This is a genomic window from Rhodobacter lacus, from assembly GCF_042683065.1.
Taxonomy (GTDB): domain Bacteria; phylum Pseudomonadota; class Alphaproteobacteria; order Rhodobacterales; family Rhodobacteraceae; genus Rhodobacter; species Rhodobacter lacus.
On record NZ_JBHUIX010000009.1, the window covers coordinates 277,131 to 298,005 of the forward strand.

General features: G+C 66.6%; 20 protein-coding genes. 15 read left to right on the forward strand and 5 right to left on the reverse strand.

Features of this window, described 5'->3' with window-relative positions; translation table 11 throughout:
- The first annotated feature begins 32 nt into the window (after positions 1 to 32).
- Genes ACFSM0_RS08925 through ACFSM0_RS08955 form a run of 7 tightly spaced genes read left to right on the forward strand, consistent with a single transcriptional unit; the run spans position 33 to position 5,518 of the window.
- Positions 33 to 1,259, forward strand: coding sequence for a molybdopterin molybdotransferase MoeA (locus ACFSM0_RS08925; RefSeq protein ID WP_377389473.1), 1,227 nt, complete (start codon positions 33 to 35; stop codon positions 1,257 to 1,259).
- Position 1,260: 1 nt separating this feature from the next.
- Positions 1,261 to 1,785 carry a DUF2478 domain-containing protein gene (locus ACFSM0_RS08930; RefSeq protein WP_377389475.1) on the forward strand — a complete coding sequence of 175 codons (525 nt, stop codon included), beginning with the start codon at positions 1,261 to 1,263 and terminating at the stop codon, positions 1,783 to 1,785.
- Positions 1,775 to 2,791 carry a GTP 3',8-cyclase MoaA gene (gene moaA / locus ACFSM0_RS08935; RefSeq protein ID WP_377389477.1) on the forward strand — a complete coding sequence of 339 codons (1,017 nt, stop codon included), beginning with the start codon at positions 1,775 to 1,777 and terminating at the stop codon, positions 2,789 to 2,791. Before ACFSM0_RS08930 ends, moaA begins: the two co-directional genes overlap by 11 nt.
- 3 nt (positions 2,792 to 2,794) lie before the next feature.
- A complete protein-coding gene (gene moaD / locus ACFSM0_RS08940; protein ID WP_377389479.1) occupies positions 2,795 to 3,040 on the forward strand; it encodes a molybdopterin converting factor subunit 1 in 246 nt (81 codons plus the stop codon).
- A gap of 1 nt (position 3,041) precedes the next feature.
- Positions 3,042 to 3,818, forward strand: coding sequence for a HesA/MoeB/ThiF family protein (locus ACFSM0_RS08945; RefSeq protein WP_377389481.1), 777 nt, complete (start codon positions 3,042 to 3,044; stop codon positions 3,816 to 3,818).
- Positions 3,812 to 4,288, forward strand: coding sequence for a cyclic pyranopterin monophosphate synthase MoaC (gene moaC / locus ACFSM0_RS08950; protein WP_377389483.1), 477 nt, complete (start codon positions 3,812 to 3,814; stop codon positions 4,286 to 4,288). The genes ACFSM0_RS08945 and moaC overlap by 7 nt, the downstream gene beginning before the upstream one ends.
- A gap of 60 nt (positions 4,289 to 4,348) precedes the next feature.
- On the forward strand, positions 4,349 to 5,518 hold the full coding sequence (locus ACFSM0_RS08955) for an amidohydrolase (protein WP_377389485.1): 1,170 nt from the start codon (positions 4,349 to 4,351) through the stop codon (positions 5,516 to 5,518).
- Between the two features lie 6 nt (positions 5,519 to 5,524).
- Here the strand turns inward: ACFSM0_RS08955 and ACFSM0_RS08960 are convergent, their stop codons facing one another.
- From ACFSM0_RS08960 to ACFSM0_RS08970, 3 genes are all read right to left on the reverse strand, one after another.
- Positions 5,525 to 7,609 carry a sensor histidine kinase gene (locus ACFSM0_RS08960; RefSeq protein WP_377389487.1) on the reverse strand — a complete coding sequence of 695 codons (2,085 nt, stop codon included), beginning with the start codon at positions 7,607 to 7,609 and terminating at the stop codon, positions 5,525 to 5,527.
- Between the two features lie 215 nt (positions 7,610 to 7,824).
- The gene (locus tag ACFSM0_RS08965; RefSeq protein WP_377389489.1) at positions 7,825 to 8,544 is read right to left on the reverse strand and encodes a Bax inhibitor-1/YccA family protein; all 720 of its coding nucleotides are present in this window, start codon (positions 8,542 to 8,544) and stop codon (positions 7,825 to 7,827) included.
- Between the two features lie 131 nt (positions 8,545 to 8,675).
- Positions 8,676 to 9,635 (reverse strand): NADPH:quinone oxidoreductase family protein, encoded by a 960-nt coding sequence (locus ACFSM0_RS08970; RefSeq protein ID WP_377389491.1) that lies wholly within the window; start codon positions 9,633 to 9,635, stop codon positions 8,676 to 8,678.
- A 415-nt stretch (positions 9,636 to 10,050) separates the two neighbouring features.
- Here ACFSM0_RS08970 and ACFSM0_RS08975 point away from each other — a divergent pair, with 415 nt between their 5' ends.
- The 3 genes from ACFSM0_RS08975 (at position 10,051) to ACFSM0_RS08985 (ending at position 12,815) form a co-directional block, all read left to right on the forward strand.
- On the forward strand, positions 10,051 to 10,413 hold the full coding sequence (locus ACFSM0_RS08975) for a helix-turn-helix domain-containing protein (protein ID WP_377389493.1): 363 nt from the start codon (positions 10,051 to 10,053) through the stop codon (positions 10,411 to 10,413).
- 83 nt (positions 10,414 to 10,496) lie between these two features.
- Positions 10,497 to 11,318, forward strand: a complete 822-nt coding sequence (locus ACFSM0_RS08980) for an inositol monophosphatase family protein (protein WP_377389495.1) — start codon at positions 10,497 to 10,499, stop codon at positions 11,316 to 11,318.
- A 159-nt stretch (positions 11,319 to 11,477) separates the two neighbouring features.
- Positions 11,478 to 12,815: an 8-oxoguanine deaminase gene (locus ACFSM0_RS08985; protein WP_377389497.1), complete on the forward strand. Its 1,338-nt coding sequence runs from the start codon at positions 11,478 to 11,480 to the stop codon at positions 12,813 to 12,815.
- A 69-nt stretch (positions 12,816 to 12,884) separates the two neighbouring features.
- Here ACFSM0_RS08985 and guaD read toward each other — a convergent pair whose 3' ends face one another.
- Entirely contained in the window at positions 12,885 to 14,171 is a 1,287-nt protein-coding gene (gene guaD / locus ACFSM0_RS08990; RefSeq protein ID WP_377389499.1) for a guanine deaminase, read from the reverse strand.
- A gap of 125 nt (positions 14,172 to 14,296) precedes the next feature.
- Here guaD and mgtE point away from each other — a divergent pair, with 125 nt between their 5' ends.
- The 5 genes from mgtE (at position 14,297) to ACFSM0_RS09015 (ending at position 19,958) form a co-directional block, all read left to right on the forward strand.
- Complete coding sequence (gene mgtE, locus ACFSM0_RS08995) at positions 14,297 to 15,676, forward strand: magnesium transporter (RefSeq protein ID WP_377389501.1); 1,380 nt, start codon at positions 14,297 to 14,299, stop codon at positions 15,674 to 15,676.
- Positions 15,673 to 16,227 (forward strand): 5-formyltetrahydrofolate cyclo-ligase, encoded by a 555-nt coding sequence (locus ACFSM0_RS09000; RefSeq protein WP_377389503.1) that lies wholly within the window; start codon positions 15,673 to 15,675, stop codon positions 16,225 to 16,227. Before mgtE ends, ACFSM0_RS09000 begins: the two co-directional genes overlap by 4 nt.
- Positions 16,228 to 16,437: 210 nt before the next feature.
- Entirely contained in the window at positions 16,438 to 17,253 is an 816-nt protein-coding gene (locus ACFSM0_RS09005) for a TIGR00282 family metallophosphoesterase (RefSeq protein ID WP_377389505.1), read from the forward strand.
- 82 nt (positions 17,254 to 17,335) lie between these two features.
- The gene (locus tag ACFSM0_RS09010; protein ID WP_377389507.1) at positions 17,336 to 19,132 is read left to right on the forward strand and encodes an SLC13 family permease; all 1,797 of its coding nucleotides are present in this window, start codon (positions 17,336 to 17,338) and stop codon (positions 19,130 to 19,132) included.
- A gap of 85 nt (positions 19,133 to 19,217) precedes the next feature.
- The gene (locus tag ACFSM0_RS09015; protein ID WP_377389509.1) at positions 19,218 to 19,958 is read left to right on the forward strand and encodes a YebC/PmpR family DNA-binding transcriptional regulator; all 741 of its coding nucleotides are present in this window, start codon (positions 19,218 to 19,220) and stop codon (positions 19,956 to 19,958) included.
- A gap of 132 nt (positions 19,959 to 20,090) precedes the next feature.
- On the opposite strand, the gene ACFSM0_RS09020 is transcribed toward ACFSM0_RS09015, so the two are convergent.
- A partial coding sequence (locus tag ACFSM0_RS09020; RefSeq protein WP_377389511.1) for a helicase-related protein occupies positions 20,091 to 20,875 on the reverse strand: 785 nt, incomplete at its 5' end.

Sequence of the window (20,875 nt, forward strand, 5' to 3'; positions counted from 1 at the left end):
CGGTGCTCTCCAAGACCCGAGGATTTCGCGCGATGACCGTGCATGACAGTTCCGCCCCGATGCTCGACATCCCCGCCGCCCGCCGTCTGGCCTGTGACCTGATCAAACCGCTTACCGCCACCGAGACGCTCGCGCTTGCGCGCAGCCTTGGCCGGATCGCCGCCGAAACCGTGACCTCCGGGCGGGCCCTGCCGATGCGTGAACGCTCCGCCATGGACGGCTTTGCGCTGCGTCTGGCCGACCTTTCCCCCGCCCTGTCGCTCCCCGTTGCGGGGACCATCGCCGCGGGCGCGCTTGCGGGCGCGTTGCCCACCGGCGCGGCCTTGCGCATCTTTACCGGCGCGCTGGTGCCTGCGGGTGCCGATTGCGTGGTGCCGGTCGAGGACTGCACCGAAGAGGGCGAGACGATCCGCCTTTCTGCCCGCCCGAAACCGGGCCAGCACATCCGCAAGGTGGGCTCCGAGCAGCCGCTTGGCGGCGTGCTTTTGCGGCAAGGCACGCGCATCGCGCCCCAGCACATCGGCCTTCTGGCCGCCAATGGCATCGCCCGCGTCCGTGTGCTGCGCATGCCGCGGATCGCGCTTTTTTCCAGCGGGGACGAGCTCGGCGGCAAAGGCCCCGCGGCGATCCCGGACAGCAACCGCCCGATGCTGATGGCGCTGGCGCTGGCCGCAGGCGCCGAGGTCGATGACCTCGGCATTCTCCCCGACGACCTGCCCGCCATCACCGCCCGGCTCAAGGCGCTTGCGGGCCGGGCCGATATCATCCTCACCTCCGGTGCCGTCTCGATGGGCGGGCGCGACCATCTGCGCCCCGCGCTTGAGGCGGCGGGCGGACAGATCGCGGGCTGGCGCGTTGCGCTCAAGCCCGGCAAACCGGTGATGTTTGGCACGCTCGGCGCCTCGGTTGTCACCGGCCTGCCGGGCAATCCGTTTTCCGCCTTCACCGGCTTTCACCTCTTCGTCGCGGCCCAGCTTGCCACACTCACGGACCAGCCCCTCGCGCCGCTGTTCGCGCATCCCGCGCGCGCGGGCTTCGACTGGGCCCGCAAGCCGGGCCGCGCCGAAGTCTTCCCGATCCGGCTCAGCCATGGCGAGATCGACGGCGTGCCGATCGTGCAGCGCATGGGGGAGGGAAGCTCGGCCACGCTCTTCCCGCTTGCAGAAGCCGACGGGCTTGGTTTCGTCCCCGCCGAGACGACAAAAGTGAGCTTTGGCGCAGCGCTGCGCTTCATGCCGCTTGGGCAGAGGGTGTTTTGAGATGACCCTGCCGCTCGCCGCCGTGCTTTTTGACGAAACCCCGCCCGATGCGCTTTTGAGCGCCTTTGCGCGCCGCCTTGCCGCCGAAGGGCGGCAGGTGCGCGGCCTGATCCAGCGCCGCGAGGCGGGCACCGGCCCCTGCCACTGCGCCGAGATGGACCTGCTCTCGCTCGCCGGGCCCGAGATCTTTCCGGTCTCGCAACCGCTTGGCCCCGGCGCGCATGGCTGCCGGCTCGATCTTGGCGCGCTTGCCGGTGCCGCGCAGTTTTTGCTTTCCGAGCTTGCCCGCGCGCCGGACCTGCTGATCCTGAACCGCTTCGGCAAGGCCGAGGGCGAGGGGCGCGGCTTTCGCGATGTGATCGCCGAGGCGATGGCGCGCGAGGTGCCGGTGCTCACCGCCGTGCGCGGCCGCCATGTGGCGGATTGGGCCACCTACACCGAGGGCTTTGGCCTTTGCCTCGCCCCTGACCCCGCCGCGCTTGCGCGCTGGTTTTCTGAACTGACGGAGGTTTCCCATGCCGCTTGATCCGCGCGCGCCCCTTTGCGACGGGTTCGACCGTGCCGTGCGCTATCTGCGCGTCTCCGTCACCGATCGCTGCGATCTGCGCTGCGCCTATTGCATGAACGAACACATGCAGTTCCTGCCGCGCCGCGAGGTGCTGAGCCTCGAAGAGCTTGACCGGCTGGTGAGCGCCTTTGTCGAGATGGGCGTCACCAAGCTGCGCGTCACCGGCGGCGAGCCCTTGGTGCGGCGCGGCATCATGACCTTTTTTGCCGCGATGGGGCGGCATCTGGAGGCCGGGCGGCTGAAAGAGCTGACGCTCACCACAAACGGCACGCTGCTCGCCCGCCATGCCGAAGAGCTTGCGGCTTGCGGTGTGAAGCGGGTGAATGTGTCGCTCGACACGCTCGATGCGGGCAAATACGCGCGCCTCACCCGGCGCGGCAAAATCGAAAACGTGCTTTCGGGCATTGCGGCGGCGCGCTCGGCGGGGCTCAGGGTGAAGCTCAACACCATTGCCCTTGCCGGGCTCAATGATGACGAGCTTTTTGATCTGACCGGCTTTGCCGCGCGGAACGATTGTGACCTGACGTTTATCGAGTTGATGCCGATGGGCGATATTGCCGAGGCGGAGCGGCTCGGCCAGTTCTGGCCGCTTGATGCGCTGCGCGAACGGCTCGAAACGCGCTACCGGCTGATCGACACCGCAGAAAGCTCGGGCGGCCCGGCGCGCTATGTGACGCTGGCAGAAACCGGGCAAAAGATCGGCTTCATCTCGCCCCTGAGCCACAACTTTTGCTCCAATTGCAACCGCGTGCGGATCACCTGCAAGGGCGAGCTGTTCACCTGCCTTGGTCGCGAGGGCGCAACCGACCTGCGCCCGGTTTTGCGGGCAGGCGTGGAGGGGCTGGCGCTGCACCGCGCGATCCGCGATGCAATTGCGCTCAAACCCGCAGGCCATGCGTTTGACTATGGCGCCTGCGCGGTTTCGGGCGCGGTGGCGCGCGGCATGAACCATACCGGAGGCTGAGCCATGGAAATTCTCTATTTTGCCTGGTTGCGCGAGCGCGTGGGCGTGCCCCGCGAACACGTGGACACGCAGGCCGCGACAGTGGCCGAACTTGTGGCGGAACTCGTCGCGCGGGAGCCGCGCTATGCCACGGCCTTTTCCGACCCATCCGTGCTGCGCGTCGCACTTGATCAGGAGTTGGCGGGCTTTGACGCGCCGCTTGCGGGGGTGCGCGAAGTGGCCTTTTTTCCGCCGATGACGGGAGGCTGAGATGGGGGCTGAGATGGAAGACCGTCCCGCTTTCGATCCCGAGGGCCGCTATGGCCGCCATCTGATCCTGCCCGAAATCGGGCCGGAGGGGCAGGCGCGGCTCGGGCGCGCCGCGGTGCTGGTGATCGGCACCGGCGGGCTTGGCGCGCCGGTGCTGCTGTACCTTGCCGCCGCCGGGGTGGGGCGGCTCGGCTTTGCCGATGATGATGTGGTCTCGCTTTCGAACCTGCAACGGCAGGTTCTGCATTCCACCCCGCGCGTGGGCGATCTCAAAACCCTTTCCGCCCGTGACCGGCTCGCCGACCTCAATCCCGAGATCACGCTTGAACCCCATGCGCTCCGGGTGAGCGCTGACAACATCGGGGCACTTCTCGAAGGGCATGATCTGGTGATCGACTGCACCGACACGTTGCCTGCGCGCCACCTGATCAACCGCGCCTGCGTGGCGGCGGGCGTGCCGCTGCTTTCCGGGGCGATCGCGCAATGGGAGGGCCAGATCGGCCTTTATCATCCGGCAAGCGGCGGGCCCTGTTACGCCTGCGTCTTCCCCGAACCCGAGGCGCCGCCGCCGGTGCAATCCAAGGGGGTGGTGGGGGCGCTTCCGGGGGTTGTCGGCGCGCGCATGGCGCTGGAGGCGATCAAGTTTCTCACCGGGGCGGGGGCGCGCCTCAAGGGCAAGCTCTGGATGGTCGACACGCTGTGGAACGCGGAGCGGGTGATGGCCACGCGCCCCCGCGCCAATTGCCCTGTCTGCGGCGGCAAGGGGGGATCATGCTGACCCATTTCGACGCCGCCGGTCAGGCGCATATGGTTGATGTGTCGGAAAAACAGGACACGAAGCGCACCGCTCTGGCCGAGGGCCGCGTGGTGATGCGCCCCGAGACCCTTGCGCTTGTGCTGGCGGGCACGGCGGGGAAGGGGGATGTGCTCGGCATCGCCCGCGTGGCCGGGATCATGGCGGCCAAACGCACCTCGGATCTCATTCCGCTTTGCCATCCGCTCGCGCTCACCCGGGTGGCGCTTGAGCTGGAGGCGGACCCGGCGGCGAGCGCCGTTCTGATCCGCGCCACCGTCGCCACCACCGGGCAGACCGGGGTGGAGATGGAGGCGCTCACCGCTGTCTCGGTCGCCGCGCTGACGGTCTATGACATGCTGAAAGCCGCCGAAAAGGCGATGCGGATCGAGGGGATCCGGCTTCTGGCAAAAGACGGAGGCAAGTCGGGTGCGTTCCGCGCCGAAGGGGCGTGAGGGCTGTCCGTTGCCCTTTGGCGGTGCTAGAGCGGGGGCAGCCAAGCGACGGAGGGCCTGATGGGCGCGGATCATGTGTTGCAACCGGATGCGGATCTGATCGCGGATCTGACCCGCTGGCGGCAGGCGCGCCATCGCCGCCCCGAGCTGTCTGGCGCCGAGCATGAGACCGCGCGGCAGGTCGCGCAAGATCTTGCCGCGACCGCGCCGGAGCGCCTTGTGACCGGGCTGGGCGGCACCGGTGTTGCGGCGGTCTATCAGGGCACCGAACCGGGGCCCACGCTGATGATCCGCTGCGAGCTCGACGGGCTGCCGATTGCCGAGACCGGAACCCCCGCTTACCGCTCGGAAATTTCGGGGCAGGGGCATCTGTGCGGGCATGACGGGCATATGGCGATCGTGCTGGGCCTTGCGCGGCTTTTGGGCCGGGACCGGCCACGGCGGGGCAGGGCGGTGGTGCTTTTTCAGCCTGCCGAGGAGGATGGCGCGGGCGCGCTTCGGGTGATTGCGGACCCGGCCTTTGCGCCGTTGCGCCCCGATCTTGCGCTTGCGCTTCATAACTTTCCGGGCCTGCCGCTCGGCGCGGCGGTGGTCGAGGAGGGCGTGGCCCATTGCGCCTCGCGCGGCCTCAAGATCGTGCTCGAGGGCCGCACCGCCCATGCCGCCGAGCCCGCGCTTGGCCTCTCGCCCGGGCCTGTGCTGGCGCGGTTGATCATGGACCTGCCGGGCCTGAGCAAGGGGAACGGGCCCGCCGAAGCGGATTTTGCGCTGCTCACCGTCACCCATGCCGCGCTTGGCGCCGCGGCCTTTGGCATCGCGCCCGGTCAGGCCGAGCTTTGGGTGACGCTGCGCACCCGCACCGATGCCGGGATGGCCGCGCTTGTAGCGGCCACGGAGGCGATGGTGAGGCGTGCGGCCGCGGCGGCGGGGCTCACCGTGGCGCTGAGCGATCACGATGTGTTCGCGCATTGCGAAAACGCGCCCGAAGCAGTGGCGCTTTTCCATCGTGCCATTGCCGCTGCGGGGATTCCGCGCGCGGACTTTGAGGCGCCAATGAGGGCCTCGGAGGATTTTGGCCGCTTTTCTGCGCTTTGCCCCACGGCGCTGTTGCGGCTGGGCGCGGGTCCGGCCTGCCCGAACCTCCATGCCCCCGATTACGACTTTCCCGACGCGCTGATCGCGCCCGGCCTGCGCCTCTTTGCCGAGGCCGCCCGCGATCTGCTTTACTGAGCCGCCTCAGGCGTCACTCCGCACCGGCACCCGCAGCACGAAAGTTGCCCCCGCGCCCGCGGTGCTTTCCAGATCCAGCCGGCAGCCCGCCATTTCGGCAAAGCGGCGGGCGAGCGAGAGCCCGATCCCGGCGCCGCCGATCGTGCTGTTCTCGTGGCCAAGGCGCTGGAATGTCTCAAAGATCGTCGTGTGATGCTCGGGCGGGATGCCGGGGCCGCTGTCGGTGACGCGAACCGCGAGCGTGCCGGGCTCCTCTTGCTCGAAGCTCACCCGGACGCTGCCGCCCAAGACGTTGTATTTGACGGCGTTGGAGAGAAGCTGGTCAAGGATCCGGCGCAACACCTCGCCATCGCAGAGCACTTCGGGCAGCGGTGCCTCCGGGGGGACGATGCTCAGTGCAAGGTCCAGCCGTTCCGCCTCCGGGCGCAGGATCTCGAACGCGGCCTCGACCAGCGGCACGATCTCGACGCGTTCCTCCACCATCCGCATGTCTTGCCGCTCCAGGCGGCTCAGATCGAGCACCATGTCGACGAGCCGCACCAGCGTCCAGCCCGCGCGCGAGATCGCCCGCACCTGATCAACGCGCGCCCCGTCCAGCGCCTTGCCCGCCGAGCCCTCAAGCAGATCGGCATAGCCGATGATGGCCGTCAGCGGCGTGCGCAGCTCATGGCTCATTGCCGAAAGGAAATGCGCCTTGGCCCGGTTCGCGGCATCGAGCCGGTCGCCCATGGTGACAAGATGCTCGCTCACGCGCTGGATCTCGAGGATCTCGGAACGTGCGGGGGCGCTGACGGTGCCGCCCTCGGCAATCACCGCCATCCGCCCCTCGAGATTGTCAAGCGGCAGAGCGACGCGCGCGCTCATCTCGTTTGAGCGCCGCCACAGGAGCGCGAAGAACCCGGCATAGAACAGCACAAGGATCGCCAGCATCCCCTTGCCGACAAAGGCAAGCCGATGGCGCAACGCCGTGGTTTCCGACAGCACCGCCGCCTCGCGCGTCAGCACGAGCAATTGCCAGTTCGGCCCCGCCACCGTCGCCCAGGCCGCGAGCATCGGCTGGCCCAGCGAGACTTTGCCCACGCCTTCGGGGGCGCCATGCATGCGCTGCGCCAGATCGGCCAGATGCGGCTTGGTGAAAATGTTGAAAGCCTCGGGCTTGAACGTATCGGCGAGGATCGCGCTTTCGTAATCATGCCCGAGGAGTTCGGTCATTTGCAGATCGTCCTCGGCCGCGGGAGGGAGCGCCAGAACGGTTCCGTCACGGCCCACAAGCACCGCGTAGCCCGCGCCGGGCAGGGTGATGTCGAGCACCCGCGCAACGATCGTTGCCACGGTCACATCGGCGCCGACCACCGCCTCAAGCCGGTCCTGCGCGCTGTAGACCGGTGCGATCGAGGAGACCATCCAGCCGCCGCCCGCCGGGTCAACATAGGCGTCGGTCCAGACCGGGCCACGGGACGGGTTATGCGCCGCATCGGCCTCATAATAAAAGTTGTAGCTCGGAATCTCCATCCGCGGCGGGTAGAGCGCGCGCACGTCCAACCCGGGATAGATCCGGTTCAGGCTGTCGGCGGTGTTGAGATAAGTTTGCCTGATCAGCGGATTGGCTTCGGTGATCGCGCGCAGGAGCGGGTCGAGCGTGGCCGTGCGCCAGAGCTTTTCGCGCTCCGCCGGGCCGATCCGGGTTGCCGCGGAATAAAAGACCGCGGCGCCGCCATCCGCGCGTTTTGTGACGAGAGCCCCCTCGGGGGTGGTCACGTAACGGTCGCGCTCGGCCGCCGTTGGCGTGGCTGGCGTGGCCAGTGCGCGGTCGGTTTCGGCGGCCAGCACCTGCGTCAGCGCGGTGACGCTGTCGAGCCGGTGGCTGATCACATTCGCCTCGCGGATCGCGGCGTCGTGCAGCGACTGGGTCGAAAGCTCGGAGAGCGCGCCGGCAGAGCGATCATAGACGAGTTGGCAGGTCCCCCAATAGATCACCAGAAACCCGAGTTCGATCAGCAGCAGCGGAAACAAAGCGGCGCGCAAATAGGCACGCCACAGCCAGGTTTTGAGCGGCACGGGGGCCGCCATCGGGTTTCGCTTGCCGCTCATCCGGGCCTTTCCGCGGCGCCCTGGCCAGTTGCCAGCGTGTGCGCCTGTTCATCTGCATCGTTCTTATGCATCTGATCAATTGCAGAAAAGAGTCGCCAAAGTATGGATGACGCAGGCGTAACAATGTCACAGGGGGCGCGGCGCAGAAAAAAGCCCCGCGCCGAGGCGCGGGGCTTTCCGGAGGGTGTTAAGAGGTCAGACCCCGTTGCGCACGATCATTCGCGATTGCCGAGGAACTGGAGCAGGAACATGAACAGGTTCAGGAAGTCCATGTAGAGTTGCAGCGCGCCGAGGATCGCGGCCTTGCCGAGGAAGTCGGAGTCGGAGCTGGCGAGTTGCAGATAGGTGTTCTTGATGTTTTGCGTGTCATAGGCGGTGAGGCCCGCGAAGATCAGCACGCCAAGCACCGAGATCGCGAATTGCAGCGCCGAAGAGGCGACGAAGATGTTCACGATCGAGGCGATGATAAGCCCGACCACGCCCATCATCAGGAACGAGCCCATCGCCGTCAGGTTGCGCTTCGTGGTGTAGCCGTAAAGCGAGAGCGAGGCGAAGGCGATCGCGGTGACAAGGAAGGTCTGCGCGATCGAGACGCCGGTATAGGCCTTGAAGATGAAGCTCAGCGAGAGCCCCATCAGCGCCGAATAGCCCAGAAAGACCATTTGCGCGGTCGACGTGGACATCTTGTGCAGCATCGCCGAGAAGGCGAAGACCACGGCGAGGGGGGCGAACATCACCACCCATTTGAGCGGCGTGCCAAAGATCGCGGCAACGAGCTGGTCGTTCGTGCCAACGCCGAAGGCCACCGCGCCGGTGATCAGCATGGCGATGGACATCAGCCCGTAGACCTTGTTCATGTGGGCGCGCAGACCCTCGTCGATATAGGCCGCGCGGCCCGCCGCCGTGGTGGCGCGCATCGTGTTGAAATCAGCCATTGAGTGCCTCCTGGAATGTCGTGCGGCGCTTGTCTGGCGCCGCTTCACGGGTTCATGTGGGGAGGGCGGCAGGGCGTTTCAAGAACCGAAATCCGGTTTTCGAACCGCGAACCGCCCCGGTCGGGGCGTCGTCACTGCATCGTGACGACGATCTTGCCGGTGGCGCGGCGCGCGCGCAGCATCTCCAGCGCTTCCGCCGCGCGGGTGAGCGGAAATGTCGCGGAAATATGGGGTTTGAGCTTGCCCTCTGCGGCCAGCCCAAAAAGTTCTGTCATCGCGGCGCGGAACGCCTGCGGGTCGAGCTGCAGATAGCCGCCCCAGTAAAGCCCATGGATTTCAAGGTTTTTTACAAGTGCGTGGTTGAGCTTGAGCGTGGGCTGTGCGCCGCTTGCAAAGCCGATCAGCAAAAACCGCCCGCCCGGTTTGAGTGCGCCGAAGGCGGCCTCTCCGAGCGCGCCGCCCACCGCATCATAAACGACATCGACCCCGCCGAGCGCCTTGAGGGCCGCTTTCAGATCGGGGGTCTCGGCGTCGATCCCCTCCGCGGCCCCTGCGGCCTTGGCCACGGAGAGCTTCTCTTCCCCGCGGGCCACCGCAATCACGCGGGCCCCAAGCGCCGCGCCGATCTCCACCGCAGTCAGCCCGACGCCCCCCGCCGCCCCAAGCACTACGAGTGTATCTCCCGCGCGCAGGCGCGCCCGCGTGCGAAGGGCCATGAAAGAGGTGCCATAGGCGATCTGGAACGCGGCCGCCTCGAGAAGCTTCATCTTGTCCGGGACCGGCGTGCAGCGCGCCTCGGCAAACAGGCCGGCCTCGGCGAGCCCGCCCTGGCCGCCGTAAACGGCCACCCGCGTGCCCACCGGGGTGGTTGTGCCCGGCCCCGCCGCCGTGACCCGCCCCGCCGCTTCGAGCCCAAGCACGAAAGGTGTCGCGGGGGTGTCCTGATAGCTGCCCTCGATCATCAGCAGGTCGGCGAAATTGAGCCCGCAGGCGGCAATCTCGACGGCAAGCTCGCCCGGGCCCGGTGCGGCAAGAGGGCGCTCGACGAGCCGAGGCGTCGTGTTCAGGGCAGAGAGTTCAAAGGCGCGCATCGAGGCTCCGTTCGCTGGGCGGTCATCGGGCGGCGCAATGGCGCCCGGATCGAGGGCAGGATAACGGCGTGGCGCGGTTTCGGCCAGTGGGCGCGGCGTGCAGAGAGGCAAGGCAGATCAGCGCAGCGTTGCGCGAGAGGTGCGGCATCGCCGAATCAACCTTGGCGAGTGTGGGGGCGCGATGTGACGGAATTTGCGTTATGCGCTGCAATTTGCAAAACATCCTGCGCTTGTGTGGCCTCTCAGGGTTGCGCCTCTGGGCTGTTGTCGGCGAGAGCGAAACAAACCGTCACCAAGGCATGCTTCTTTGGGGGGAAAGCACCTATCTTTTTGGTCAGGTCGTCGTGTTTGTTGCCGAAGCGGGGTTCCGCACCGTGTTAGGCTGGACAGGCACAAATGTTCCGGGGAAGAGTGAATGAAACATCCGGTCGATGTCCATGTGGGCAAGCGAATCCGCCACCGTCGTTGGATGGTGGGAGTTACACAACAACAACTGGCCGACAAGGTCGGCATCAAATTTCAGCAGATCCAGAAATACGAGACCGGGATGAACCGGGTCTCGGCCTCCCGTCTTTGGGATATTGCCGACGCGCTCGACGTGCCGGTGTCATTTTTCTTTGAAGGCCTTTCCGGGGAAGAGCCCGAGGTGCCGAGCCGGGAAGGGGATCTCTTTTCCGACAAGGAAGCGCTCGCGCTCGTCCGCTCTTACTATGCGATCCCGGAAGAGCAGCGCCGCCGGCTTTTTGAATTGGCCAAGGTGCTTTCGAACGTGGCTTGATCCGCTCAGGGTCTGGCGATTTAAAGGAGGGGGAGCGTATCACGCTCCCCCTTCCTTTTTGCCGCCCTGTCCGGAGATCACCGATGCCCGTTTCGTTTGCCGCTGCCGAGAAGGCCGAGCTTCTTGCCACTGCCGAGGCGCTCGCCGAGCTGGCGCGGGGCACGACCCTCGCCCATTTTCGCCCCGCCGGCGGGATCGGGGCCGAGAACAAGGTGGCGGGCGGGTTCGATCCGGTGACGGTGGCCGATCGCGCGACCGAGGCGGCGATGCGCGCGCTTCTGGCCGAGCGGCGGCCCGAAGACGGGATCTGGGGCGAGGAGCAGGGCGTGGTGCGGGGCACATCGGGGCTGACCTGGGTGCTCGACCCGATCGACGGCACGCGCGGCTATATGTCGGGCACGCCCACCTGGGGGGTGTTGATCGCGCTTTCCGAGGAGGGGGACACGACCCCCGGTGCGCCGCTCCTGGGAGTGATCGACCAGCCCTATATCGGCGAGCGCTTCGTGGGCGGGTTTGGCGCGGCGCGCGTGACCGGGCCTTTGGGCACGGCACGGCTTGCGGCGCGCCCGGCGCGGGCGCTCTCGGAGGCGGTCTTGTTTTCCACCTTCCCCGAAGTGGGAACGCCCGCGGAGGGCGCCGCGTTTGCGCGGCTCTCGCGCCAGGTGAAGCTGACGCGCTACGGCACGGATTGTTATGCTTATGCGCTGATTGCGGCGGGGCAGATCGACCTTGTGGTCGAGGCGGGGTTGCAGCCCTATGACGTGGCCGCGCCCATCGCGGTGATCGAGGCGGCGGGCGGGATCGTTACCGATTGGCAGGGCGGGCCGGCCTATGCCGGCGGGCAGGTTCTGGCCGCGGCCAATGCCGACATTCACGCCGCGGCAATGGCCGTTCTGAAGGGCTGAGGGCTGACGGGCTGAGGGCTGACGGGCTGAGGTGTGACGAGCTGAGGGCGGGCGGGGGGCCGCAGGCCCCCCGCACCCCCCGCCCGAAGGGGCCACGGGCCCCTCCGGACCACCCCGGCGCCCCTGTCAAACCGGGTGTCTGTATCGAGGGAGCGAAAGATGCGGGAAGTGTTGATCCGGGGCGCCGATGTCGTGGTGACGATGGACGGGGCCCGGCGGGAGCCGAAAGGCGCCGATGTGCTGATCCGCGGCGGTGCGATTGCCGCGGTCGGTGAAGCCCTGACCACCACCGGGGAGGTCGTCGCGGCGAAGGGCTGCGTGGTGACACCGGGGCTCATCAACACGCATCATCACCTCTATCAGACGATGACCCGCGCCGTGCCGGGGGGGCAGGATGCGCTTTTGTTCGGCTGGCTGAAAACGCTCTACCCGATCTGGGCGCGGATGGGGCCGGAGGAGATCCATGTCTCCGCGCTCACGGGCCTGGCCGAACTCGCGCTTTCGGGCTGCACGCTGAGCTCTGACCACTTGTACCTCTTCCCGAAGGGCGCCCGGCTTGATGACACGATTGCCGCCGCCGACGAGATCGGGCTGCGGTTTCACCCCACCCGCGGTGCGATGTCGATTGGCGAGAGCGCGGGGGGGCTGCCGCCCGACAGCCTGGTCGAACGCGAAGCCGCGATCCTGACCGACTGCATCCGCGTGATTGATGCGCATCACGACCCGCGGCCGGGCGCGATGGTGCGGGTCGGCGTGGCGCCGTGCTCGCCCTTTTCGGTGAGCCGGGAGCTGATGCGCGATGCTGCGCATCTGGCCCGTGACAAGGGGGTGATGTTGCACACGCACCTTGCCGAAAACGCTGAGGATATCGCCTATTCGCTGGAAAAATTCGGCTGTCGGCCCGGGCAATATGCCGAGGATCTGGGCTGGATTGGCGAAGATGTCTGGCATGCCCATTGCGTGCAGCTTTCTCGCGAGGAGATTGCGCTTTTCGCCCGCACGCGCACCGGGGTCGCGCATTGCCCCTGTTCGAACTGCCGGCTCGGCTCGGGCATCGCGCCGGTGCGGGCGATGCGCGATGCGGGGGTGCCTGTGGCGCTTGGCGTCGATGGCTCGGCCTCCAACGATGCGGGCAATCTGATCGCCGAGGCGCGGCAGGCGCTGCTGTTGCAGCGGGTGCAAAACGGCGCCGAGGCGATGGGGGTGCGGGAGGCGCTGGAAATTGCGACGCTTGGCGGCGCGCAGGTGCTGGGCCGCCCCGAGCTTGGCAGCCTTGAGCCCGGCAAGCGCGCCGATATTGCGGTCTGGGATGTGACGGGGCTTGAGGCGGCCGGGGCATGGGATCCGGTTGCCGCGCTGCTCCTCTCCGGCCCGATCCGGGTCAAACACCTCTTTGTCGAGGGCAATCAGGTGGTTGCCGACGGCCAGATCACCACCCTCGATCTGCCCCGCGTGATCGAGCGCCACAATCGCCTGGCGCGAAAGCTGGCGCTCTGAGCCTTCGACTTTGTGAAAATATCCCGGGGGTGAATTTGGCGCAGCCAAAGAGGGGGCAGCGCCCCCTTGCTACCTCTGCCGCTTGCCCCCGACCCAGACCCCGGCAATCGCCCGGTCATCGCCCATCATGATGGTGGGGAAAAGCGCCTCCCAGAAGGTTTCCGCGCGCGCCGCGCGCTGCGCGATCGCCGGCGTCGAGGCCAGATCGAGCGCGATCAGATCCGCCTCCATCCCCGGTGCGAGGTTCCCCACCTTGTCTTCGAGCCGCAAAAGCCGCGCCGCGCCCGCGGTGGCCAGATACCATAGCTGCGCCGGATGCAGCGCCACGCCGCGCAACTGCGCCACTTCATAAGCCGCCGCCATCGTGCGCAGCATCGAGAAGGAGGAGCCGCCCCCGGTATCGGTGGCGAGCCCCACCCGCAGCCCCGCAGCCGCCATGCCCGCCGTGTCAAAAAGCCCCGAGCCGATGAAGGTGTTGGAGGTCGGGCAATGCGCGAGCCCCGCCCCCACCTCGACCAGCCGCGCCATTTCGCGCGGCTCAAGATGGATCGCATGGCCGTAAACGGCATTGGCGCCGAGCAGGCCGAACGTCTCGTAGGTATCAAGATAGTCGCGCGCCTGCGGGTAGAGGCTTTTGACCCAGGCGATCTCGTCCACCTGCTCGCTCAGATGGGTCTGCATCAGGCACTCGGGATGCTCGGCCCAGAGCGAGCCGAGCGCGAGCAATTGATCGGGCGTCGAGGTGGGCGAAAACCGCGGTGTGAGCACATAGCCGAGCCGGCCCCGCCCGTGCCAGCGCTGCAAAAGCGCCTTGCTCTCGTCATAGGCCGCTTGCGCGGTGTCGCGCAGCCCGGCGGGGGCGGTCGCACGGTCCATGCAGGTGCGCCCGGCCAGCGCGCGCATGCCGCGCGCCTCCGCCTCAAGAAAGAAGGCCTCCACCGAGGCGGGATGGATGGTGCAATAGCTGCACATCGAGGTGGTGCCATGGGCGAGCGCAAGGTCGAAATAGGTTTTCGCCACCGCCGCCGCATGGGCGGGATCGGCAAAGCGCATCTCTTCGGGGAACGTATAGGTGTTGAGCCAATCGATCAGCCTTTTGCCCCAGCTCGCGATGATCGCGGTTTGCGGATAATGCACATGCGTGTCGATGAAGCCCGCCGACAGAAGCTTTTGGCCCATGTCGGTCATCTGCGCGGCAGGGTAGCGCGCGCGCAGATCCGCGGCCGCGCCCACGTCGAGAATGCGCCCCGCGCGAAGCGCCACCGCGCCGCGTGCCTCCACGCGCGCCGCTCCCGGCCCCTCGATCATTGCATCGGCGCCAAAGCGCAGCACCTGCCCCAGGATCAGCTCGATCATGCCCGCCCCTTTCGTTTGCCCCATGCTAGGGCGCGGCTCCGGCTTTGCCAATCTCGGCTTTTGTGTCGCAGATCGCTGGGCTAAGGTGCGCAAGCCAAAAACGGGCGCGAAACAACGGGGGCGGAATGACGGAAGAGCGGGTCGAAGACGATTTCGAAGAGGATTACGCGCTTTCGGGCGATCTGGTCGAGCAGGTGCTTGCCGCGACCGAGGCGCAGAATGCCGCGGAGCTGACGGCGCTTCTCGAACCGCTTCACCCCGCCGATATCGCCGACCTTCTCGAACAGGTGGGCTCGAACGAGCGGCGCGACCTGCTCAAGCTCTACGGCGCCGAGATGGACGGCGAAATCCTCACCGAGATCGACGAGTCGATCCGGGAGGAGGTGATCGAGCAGCTTCCCGCCGAGGTGCTGGCCGAAGCCGTGCGCGAACTCGATTCGGATGACGTGGTCGATCTGATCGAGGATCTGGGTGAGCCACAGCAGGAGGCCATTCTCGACGCGCTCGACGACAGCGACCGCGCCGCCGTCGAGCAATCGCTGACCTGGCCGGAATATTCCGCGGGCCGTCTGATGCAGCGCGAGGTGGTGACGGCGCCCGAGCATTGGACGGTGGGCGAGGCGATCGACTTTTTGCGCGCCGAGGACTGGCTGCCGGATCAGTTCTACCATGTGATCCTGGTCGATCCGTTCCACCATCCCGTGGGCTATGTGACGCTTGGCAAGATCCTGTCGGCAAAACGTGAGACCCGGCTCAACACGATCACCGAAGACAGCTTCCGCACCATCTGGGCGCGGCAGGAAGAGGGCGATGTCGCCTATGCCTTCAACCAGTATCACCTGATTTCCGCCCCGGTGGTGGATGACGACGACAGGCTCGTTGGCGTGATCACCATCGACGATGCGATGAACGTGCTCGACGAAGAGCACGAGGAAGACATCTTGCGCCTTGCCGGCGTGGGCGACGAGAGCGCGATCTCCGATACCGTGCCCGAGACGGTGCGCCAGCGGCTGCCGTGGCTGCTTGTGAATCTGTTCACCGCGATCCTCGCCTCGACCGTGATCGCGCTCTTCGAGGGCACGATCGAACGGCTGGTGGCGCTCGCGGTGCTGATGCCGATCGTCGCCTCGATGGGGGGCAATGCGGGCACGCAAACGCTGACCGTGGCGGTGCGTGCGCTCGCCACCAAGAGCCTGACCGAGAGCAACGTCTGGCGCGTGGTGCGCCGCGAGGCGATGGTGGGCTTTACCAATGGCGCGGTCTTTGCCGTGGTGATGGGGCTGGTGGCCTGGTTCTGGTTTGGCACGCCGGCGCTTGGCCTCGTGATCGGCGCGGCGATGGTGATCAACCTCTTCGTTGCGGCGCTTGCCGGAATCGCCGTGCCGCTGGCGTTGGAGCGGCTTGGCGCCGACCCCGCGCTCGCCTCCGGCACCTTTGTTACGACCGTCACCGATGTCGTTGGTTTCTTTGCCTTTCTGGGGCTTGCGGGGGTGCTTTTGTTATGACCGATCTGACCGCGATCAAGGCCGAGGCGCGCAAGGAGGCCTTTGCGCGGCGCAAGGCCGCCTTTGCCGGCGGGCAGGGTGCGGCCTGCGAGCATCTGACCTCGGCCCTGATGCGCTTCGGTCCGGCCCCGCTTGCGGGCTATATGCCGATCCGCACCGAGATTGACCCGCGCCGGGTGATGGCGGCGCATCCGGGGCCCGTCGGCGTGCCGGTGATCCTTGGCCCCGGGCGCGCCTTGATCTTCCGCGCCTGGACGCCGCAGACGCCGCTTGTCGAGGGGGAATATGGCGCCGCGATCCCCGAACAGGGGCCAGAGATCGTGCCGCGGGTGCTGATCGTGCCGCTGGTCGCCTTTGACCGGCGTGGCTACCGGCTTGGCTATGGCGGCGGCTATTATGACCGCACGCTCGAGGCCTTGCGCGCCAAGGGCCCGACCACGGCGATTGGCTTTGCCTTTGCCGCGCAGGAAATGGACCACCTGCCGATCGAGCCCACCGATCAGCGGCTTGATCTGATCATCACGGAACACGGCCCGATCTGGCCGCGCTGAAAGCCCGGGCCGGGCAGGGGGGCGCTGCCCCCCTCTGGCCTTCGGCCATTCACCCCCCGGGATATTTTCACAAAGTCGAAGGGGGCGGGGCTGGCTTCGACTTTGTGAAAATATCCTGCGGGGGTGCGGGGGGGCAAAACCCCCGCTTTGCGGGCCGCGACATGTGCCATCGGGCTTGCCTTCCGCGCCCGCTTGCGCCTATGGAGCCTCATGAAACTACTTTTTCTTGGCGATGTGATGGGGCGTGCGGGGCGGGCGGCCGTGGTGGACCGGCTGCCGAAGCTGCGCGCGGACTGGCGGCTCGATTTTGTCGTGGTGAACGGCGAAAACGCCTCTGGCGGCATGGGGCTCACCGGCGATCATGCGAAACTGCTCCTGGGCGCGGGCGCCGATGTGGTGACGCTTGGCGATCATGCGTTCGACCAGCGCGACATGTTGCGCTTCATCGAGACCGAGCCGCGGGTGATCCGCCCGGTCAATTTTGCCAAGGAGGCGCCCGGCAAGGGGGCGCGGCTGTTTGAGGATGCGCGCGGGCGCAAGGTGCTGGTCACGCAGGTGCTTGGCCAGGTTTTCATGAAGCGCGCCTTTGACGACCCTTTCTCCGCGCTCGACGGCGTGTTGCGGGCCCATCCCCTGGGCGGGCAGGCGCAGGCGATCCTGGTCGATGTCCATTGCGAGGCGACCTCGGAAAAGATGGCGATGGGGCATTTCTGCAATGGCCGGGCGAGCCTTGTGGTGGGCACCCATACCCATGTGCCGACCGCCGATGCGATGATCCTCTCCCAGGGCACCGGTTATCTGAGCGATGCCGGCATGTGCGGTGATTACGATTCGGTCATCGGCATGGAAAAGGCCGAGCCGATGCGCCGTTTCATCTCGGGCATGACCCGCGAGAAATTCACGCCCGCGCGCGGTGCCGTGACGCTGTCGGGCGTTTTTGTCGAGACGGATGACCGAACCGGCCGCGCCACCCGCATCCAGCCTGTGCGGCTGGGCGGGCATCTGCCTGAATCCACGCCATTTTGAGCCGCCGCAGGTGTTTTATGCGATGCGGACTTGCCGCAAGGGGCGGTGCGGGTAGTATCGGCCCGATGCAAAGAGGTGCGCGATGATCGACCTTGGACTGAGCCAGACCGCCGAGGCGTGGTTCACCCTCGCCCTTGTCGCGACGATGCTCGTGCTCTTCATGCGCGAGACCTTCGCCACCGAGGTGGTGGCGATTGCCGGGGCCGCGGTCGTGCTGATGCTCGGCATCGTGCCTTATGGCGAGGCCACGGCGGTGCTGGGCAATTCCGCGCCCTGGACCATCGTGATGATGTTTCTGCTGATGGGCGGACTTGTGCGCACCGGCGCGCTGGACTGGCTGACGCGGCTTGCCGAGCGCCATGTCGATGACCGCCCGGTGATCGCGGTGATCGCGATTTTTGCCGCGATTGCGGCAGCCTCCGCCTTTCTCAACAATACGCCCGTTGTCGTGCTGATGATGCCGGTGATGATGGCGCTGGCGCGCAAGATTGGCGTTTCTCCCTCCAAGTTCCTGATTCCGCTCAGCTATGCCGCGATCCTCGGGGGCACGATCACGCTTATCGGCACCTCCACGAACCTGCTTGTCGACGGCGTCGCGCGCGACAAGGGGCTGACGCCCTTCACCATGTTCGAGATCTCGGGGATGGGGATCGTTCACGTGATCGTGGGCGGGCTCTACATGCTGTTCATCGGGCGCCATTTGCTGCCGGACCGGACCTCGATGGGGGCACTGCTTGGCGACAAGCGGAAGATGAAGTTCTTCACCGAAGTGGCGCTGCCCGAGGGCTCGGGGTTGATTGGTCAGCCCGTGCTCGAGGTTGATCTCTTCAAGCGCGAGGGGATGCGGGTGATCGACGTGCTGCGCGGCGATGCCTCGCTGCGCCGCGACCTCGTGGCCGCGGTGCTTGAGGCGGGGGACCGTGTGGTTTTGCGCACCGAGATGGCGGAGTTGATGAGTTTGCAGCAAAACTCCGACCTGCGCATGGTCGACAAGCTTTCCTCGGTGCAGACCGAAACGGTGGAGGTGCTGATTTCGCCCGGCTGCCGGATGATTGGCCGCTCGCTTGGCGATCTGCGTCTGCGCCGGCGCTATGGCGTTTACGTGCTTGCCGCGCACCGGCGCAACCAGAACATCGGCCGCAAGCTCGACGATCTGGTCGTCGTGGTGGGCGACACGCTGCTGCTTGAAGGCTCCCCCGAAGACATCGCCCGCCTTGCCGCCGACATGGACCTTGTCGATGTGACCAAGCCGACGATCCGCCCGTTTCGCCGCACCAAGGCGCCGATTGCGGTCGGGGCGATGGCGGCGGTGGTGCTGCTGGCGGCCTTTGACGTGGCGCCGATCCTGCTTTTGGCCACCCTTGCGGTGGCGGTGATCCTGCTCACCCGCGCGATTGACCCCGACGAGGCGTTTTCCTTCATCGAGGGGCGCTTGATGGCGCTGATCTTTGCCATGCTGGTCGTGGGCGCGGCGCTGGACCGCTCCGGCGCGGTGCAGCTCCTCGTCGATGCCGTGGCGCCCTTCCTGCAGGGCCTGCCGCCGCATATGACCCTGCTTGCGCTTTACGTGCTCGGGTCGGTGCTGACCGAGACCGTCTCGAACAACGCGGTTGCCGTGATTCTGACGCCGATTGCGATCCAGATGGGGCATACGCTCGGGCTCGATCCGCGCCCGCTCGTGGTGGCGGTGATGTTCTCGGCCTCCGCCTCCTTCGCCACGCCGATCGGCTATCAGACAAACACGCTCGTCTATGGCCCCGGCGGCTATCGGTTTTCGGATTATCTGAAGGTGGGGGTGCCGCTCAATATGGTTCTGGCCGTGGTGGGCACGCTGGTGATCCCGATGATCTGGCCGCTTGTGCCGGCAGTGACCCCCTGAGGGGGCGATTTTCCCGCGGATGCTTGCGGCGGGCGCGGGCTCTGGCTATAGAGGCCGCCGACACGGATATGTGACGGAGACGGGCATGGCAGGCCATTCAAAATGGGCGAACATCCAGCACCGCAAGGGCAAGCAGGATGCGATCCGCTCGAAAATGTTCTCGAAGCTGGCGAAGGAGATCACCGTCGCCGCGAAGATGGGTGACCCTGATCCCGAGAAAAACCCGCGGCTGCGGCTTGCGGTGAAGGCCGCCAAGGCGCAATCGATGCCGAAGGACGTGATCGACCGCGCGATCAAGAAATCGCAAATGGGCGATGCGGCGGATTACACCGAGATCCGCTACGAGGGCTATGGCCCGAACGGGATTGCGATCATCGTCGAGGCGATGACCGACAACCTCAACCGCACCGCCTCCAACGTGCGCAGCTATTTCACCAAATCGGGCGGCAACATGGGCCAGACCGGCTCGGTGAGCCACGGTTTTGACCGGGTGGGCGAGATCTCCTATCCGGCAAGCGTGGGCGATGCTGACACGGTGATGATGGCGGCGCTTGAAGCGGGCGCCGACGATGTCGAGAGCGATGACGAGGGCCACTGGATCTATTGCTCGGTCGAGGCGCTGAGCGAGGTCTCCGAGGCGCTCGAGAAGGCTCTGGGCGAGTCGACGGAATCGAAGCTGATCTGGAAACCGCAGACCACGACCGAAGTGGATCTCGAGACCGCGCAAAAGCTGATGAAGCTGATCGACGCGCTTGAGGAAGATGATGATGTGCAGACGGTGACGCATAACTTTGACGTCCCCGAAGATGTTGCCGCCCAGCTCTGAGCTGCGGTTACTGGTATGAAAGGGCGCCCTCCGGGGCGCCTTTTTCATTTTGGGGCAGGTGCCAAAGCAAAAAGCCCCGAAGAGGCTTCGGGGCTTTGCGTGTTTTGGGCTTTGCGTGTTTGGCAGGCTCGATCAGCTTTCCGAGGTTTCCTCGACCTCGGTGGTCTCGGGTGCCTCGGCCACGGGTTTCGTGCTCGGGCGGAAGGAGCGCATCAGGAAGTCGGGCACATGATCGCCCATGCCCACCACCGCCGGGCCGGAGTCGCGGTAGCGCCCGCCCCGGTCGCGGCGATCATCGCGACGCTCTTCGCGGCGGTCATCGCGGCGCGACGGCTCGCGTTTGGCTTCCGGCACTTCGACGATCAGGCTCTCATCCGCTTCCACGATCACCTCCTCGACACTGGCCTTCTCGGCCGGTTTCTCGCGCTCAGGACGGGGCGCACGTTTTTCGTCGCGGGTGCGGTCCCGATCCCGGCCGCCGCGCGCAGAGCGCGACCGGCCCGAGCGGCCGCCCTTGTCGTCATCATATTTTTTCGGCTCGCGATGGGCCGCCTCGGACAGCGCAAAGCCTTCCGGCGTCTCGGCCCGCGGGATCTTCATCTTCACAAGCGATTCGATGGCACCGAGATATTTGCCATCTGCGGGCGTGCCGATCGAGATTGCGGTGCCCAGACGCCCGGCGCGCCCGGTGCGCCCGATCCGGTGCACGTAATCTTCGGCATGGCTCGGCAGGTCATAGTTGAACACATGGCTCACGGCCGGAATATCGAGCCCGCGCGCGGCGACATCGGAGGCCACGAGCAGTTGCAGCGTGCCATCGCGGAAGGCGTCGAGCGTGCGCATGCGCTGGCTCTGTTCGAGATCGCCATGGATCGGCGCCGCGTTGAACCCATGCGTCTTGAGCGACTTCGCAACGA

Coding starts and splice junctions, on each gene's coding strand:
- ACFSM0_RS08975 (WP_377389493.1), top strand. CDS start 10,051: ATGAAACATCCGGTCGATGTCCATGTGGGCAAGCGAATCCGCCACCGT.
- ACFSM0_RS09010 (WP_377389507.1), top strand. CDS start 17,336: ATGATCGACCTTGGACTGAGCCAGACCGCCGAGGCGTGGTTCACCCTC.
- ACFSM0_RS08985 (WP_377389497.1), top strand. CDS start 11,478: ATGCGGGAAGTGTTGATCCGGGGCGCCGATGTCGTGGTGACGATGGAC.
- ACFSM0_RS09000 (WP_377389503.1), top strand. CDS start 15,673: ATGACCGATCTGACCGCGATCAAGGCCGAGGCGCGCAAGGAGGCCTTT.
- mgtE (WP_377389501.1), top strand. CDS start 14,297: ATGACGGAAGAGCGGGTCGAAGACGATTTCGAAGAGGATTACGCGCTT.
- moaA (WP_377389477.1), top strand. CDS start 1,775: ATGCCGCTTGATCCGCGCGCGCCCCTTTGCGACGGGTTCGACCGTGCC.
- ACFSM0_RS09015 (WP_377389509.1), top strand. CDS start 19,218: ATGGCAGGCCATTCAAAATGGGCGAACATCCAGCACCGCAAGGGCAAG.
- ACFSM0_RS08980 (WP_377389495.1), top strand. CDS start 10,497: ATGCCCGTTTCGTTTGCCGCTGCCGAGAAGGCCGAGCTTCTTGCCACT.
- ACFSM0_RS09005 (WP_377389505.1), top strand. CDS start 16,438: ATGAAACTACTTTTTCTTGGCGATGTGATGGGGCGTGCGGGGCGGGCG.
- ACFSM0_RS08960 (WP_377389487.1), bottom strand. CDS start 7,609: ATGAGCGGCAAGCGAAACCCGATGGCGGCCCCCGTGCCGCTCAAAACC.
- moaC (WP_377389483.1), top strand. CDS start 3,812: ATGCTGACCCATTTCGACGCCGCCGGTCAGGCGCATATGGTTGATGTG.
- moaD (WP_377389479.1), top strand. CDS start 2,795: ATGGAAATTCTCTATTTTGCCTGGTTGCGCGAGCGCGTGGGCGTGCCC.
- ACFSM0_RS08955 (WP_377389485.1), top strand. CDS start 4,349: ATGGGCGCGGATCATGTGTTGCAACCGGATGCGGATCTGATCGCGGAT.
- ACFSM0_RS08965 (WP_377389489.1), bottom strand. CDS start 8,544: ATGGCTGATTTCAACACGATGCGCGCCACCACGGCGGCGGGCCGCGCG.
- ACFSM0_RS08945 (WP_377389481.1), top strand. CDS start 3,042: ATGGGGGCTGAGATGGAAGACCGTCCCGCTTTCGATCCCGAGGGCCGC.
- ACFSM0_RS08925 (WP_377389473.1), top strand. CDS start 33: ATGACCGTGCATGACAGTTCCGCCCCGATGCTCGACATCCCCGCCGCC.
- guaD (WP_377389499.1), bottom strand. CDS start 14,171: ATGATCGAGCTGATCCTGGGGCAGGTGCTGCGCTTTGGCGCCGATGCA.
- ACFSM0_RS08930 (WP_377389475.1), top strand. CDS start 1,261: ATGACCCTGCCGCTCGCCGCCGTGCTTTTTGACGAAACCCCGCCCGAT.
- ACFSM0_RS08970 (WP_377389491.1), bottom strand. CDS start 9,635: ATGCGCGCCTTTGAACTCTCTGCCCTGAACACGACGCCTCGGCTCGTC.